The organism is Actinosynnema sp. NPDC023658 (assembly GCF_040639995.1).
GTDB lineage: Bacteria > Actinomycetota > Actinomycetes > Mycobacteriales > Pseudonocardiaceae > Actinosynnema.
Genome location: NZ_JBFAAX010000994.1, coordinates 1 through 1,976, shown reverse-complemented (window position 1 = coordinate 1,976; position 1,976 = coordinate 1). Strand labels below are relative to the sequence as shown.

Genomic DNA, 1,976 nt, shown 5'->3' with positions numbered 1-1,976 from the left:
GGGTGAGCGGCAACAACACCGCCAAGGTGACCGCCCTGCAGTCCACCGTGTACTCGACCATCGAGCGCAAGCACGACGCCGCGACCGCGGCGGACTACGCCGACGGCAACACGGCCGCGGTCGAGCGGGTGGCCTCGCTGGTCGACGAGCTGGGCATCGACTGCGACCTGCGCCGGATGCCCGCCTACACGTTCGCGTTCGACGACTCCGAGCTCGCCTCCGTGGAGCAGGAGGCCACCGCGGCGGCCAAGGCCGGGCTGCCGGTGACGCGCGACCGCGGTGAGCTGATGGGCGTGCCGTTCCCGGTGGCGGGCGCGGTGCGGCTGGACGACCAGCTGCTGATCCACCCGGTGAAGTACGTGCGCGGCCTGGCGGAGGTCGTGGACGGCGACGGGTCGCGCGTCTACGAGGCGAGCAGGGTGCTGCGCATCGACGACGGCAAGCCGGCGCGCGTCCACACCGAACAGGGCACCGTCGTCGCCGGACGCGTGGTGATCGCCACGCACTACCCGATCCTCGACCGGGGCCTGTACTTCGCCCGGCTGGAGCCGAAGCGGTCCTACTGCATCGCGGTCAGGCTGGTGTCCGGCACGCCGCCCACCGGGCTGGCCATCAGCGCCGGCAGCCCGACGTGGTCGCTGTCGCGGTCCGGTGACCTGCTGATCGTCTGCGGGCAGAGCCACGCCACCGGGTCGTCCCCAGGCGAGCCGTACGAGGAGCTGACCAAGTTCGCTGCCGAGCACTGGGACATCGCGGAGGTCACCCACCGCTGGTCCGCACAGGACCCGACGTCCTACGACAACCTGCCGATGATCGGCCCGTACACACCGGGCTCGACCACCCTGTACGGCGCGACCGGGTACATGAAGTGGGGCCTGAGCAACGGCACCATGGCCGCCGAGCTGCTGACCGACCTGGTCGTGGGCCGGGAGAACCCGCTGGCCGCGCGGTTCAGCCCGCACCGGCTGACGCTGGGCGCGACGCCGAAGCTGGCGAAGATGAACGCGAAGGTGGCCGTCGACCTGGTGGGCGACCGGCTGAAGTCCGCCGAGGTCGACTCGGTGGCGGAGGTGCCCGCCGGCGAGGCGCGGGTGGTCCGCGACGGCTCGGGCAAGGCCGGTGTGTACCGCGACGAGGCGGGCGGCGTGCACGGCGTGTCGTTGCGCTGCACGCACCTCGGCTGCCTGGTGCGGTTCAACCCCGCCGAGCGCAGCTGGGACTGCCCGTGCCACGGGTCGCGGTTCGACGTGGACGGCGCGGTGCTCGAAGGACCCGCGACCAAGCCGCTGCCCCGGCGTGATCCCGCCTGACATGACCGTCGGCGTCGAAGAGGAGTTCCTGCTCGTGGATCCCGCCACCGGTCGTCCGGTGGCCCGTGCGGAGGACGTGCTGGCCCGCGTGGACGGCCTCCCACCCGGCTCGAAGGCGCACCGGGAGCTGAGCGGCGCGCAGGTGGAGTTCGCCAGCGGCGTGTGCGCGAACCTCGACGAACTGCGCGAGCAGCTGATCGGGGGCAGGCGCGCGCTGGCCGATGCCGCGCACGCCGAGGGGTTGCGGCTCGTCGCGTCCGGTCTGCCGCCGCTGGCCGACCCGCGGCCGTCGTTGAGCTCGGGCGAGCGGTTCGAGCGGATCGAGGCGATGTACCGCGGCCAGGTCGACGAGTACCAGGCGTGCGGCTGCCACGTGCACGTCGGCGTGCCCGACCGGGAGACGGCGGTGCGGGTGCTCAACCACCTGCGGCCCTGGTTACCGACGCTGCTCGCGCTGGGCGGCAACTCGCCGTTCGCCCGCGACCGGGACACCGGGTACGCGAGCTGGCGGATGAGGGAGCAGGCGGCGTTCCCCGGCTCCGGCGTGCCGCCGCTGTTCCGCACGGCCGCCGAGCACGACGCGTCGGTGTCCCGGCTGGTCGACTGCGGTGCGCTGGCGGACGCGAACCAGACGTTCTGGCTGGCCAGGCCGTCCTCGCGGTACCC

At 73.1% G+C, this 1,976-nt stretch carries 2 protein-coding genes; both read left to right on the top strand.

The genetic code is table 11. The features are described from left to right. A partial coding sequence (locus AB0G02_RS37320) for an FAD-dependent oxidoreductase (protein WP_360804355.1) occupies positions 1 to 1,310 on the top strand: 1,310 nt, incomplete at its 5' end. Position 1,311: 1 nt separating this feature from the next. Then, positions 1,312 to 1,976 (top strand): YbdK family carboxylate-amine ligase (locus tag AB0G02_RS37315; RefSeq protein WP_360804352.1); only part of this gene is annotated, 665 nt, incomplete at its 3' end.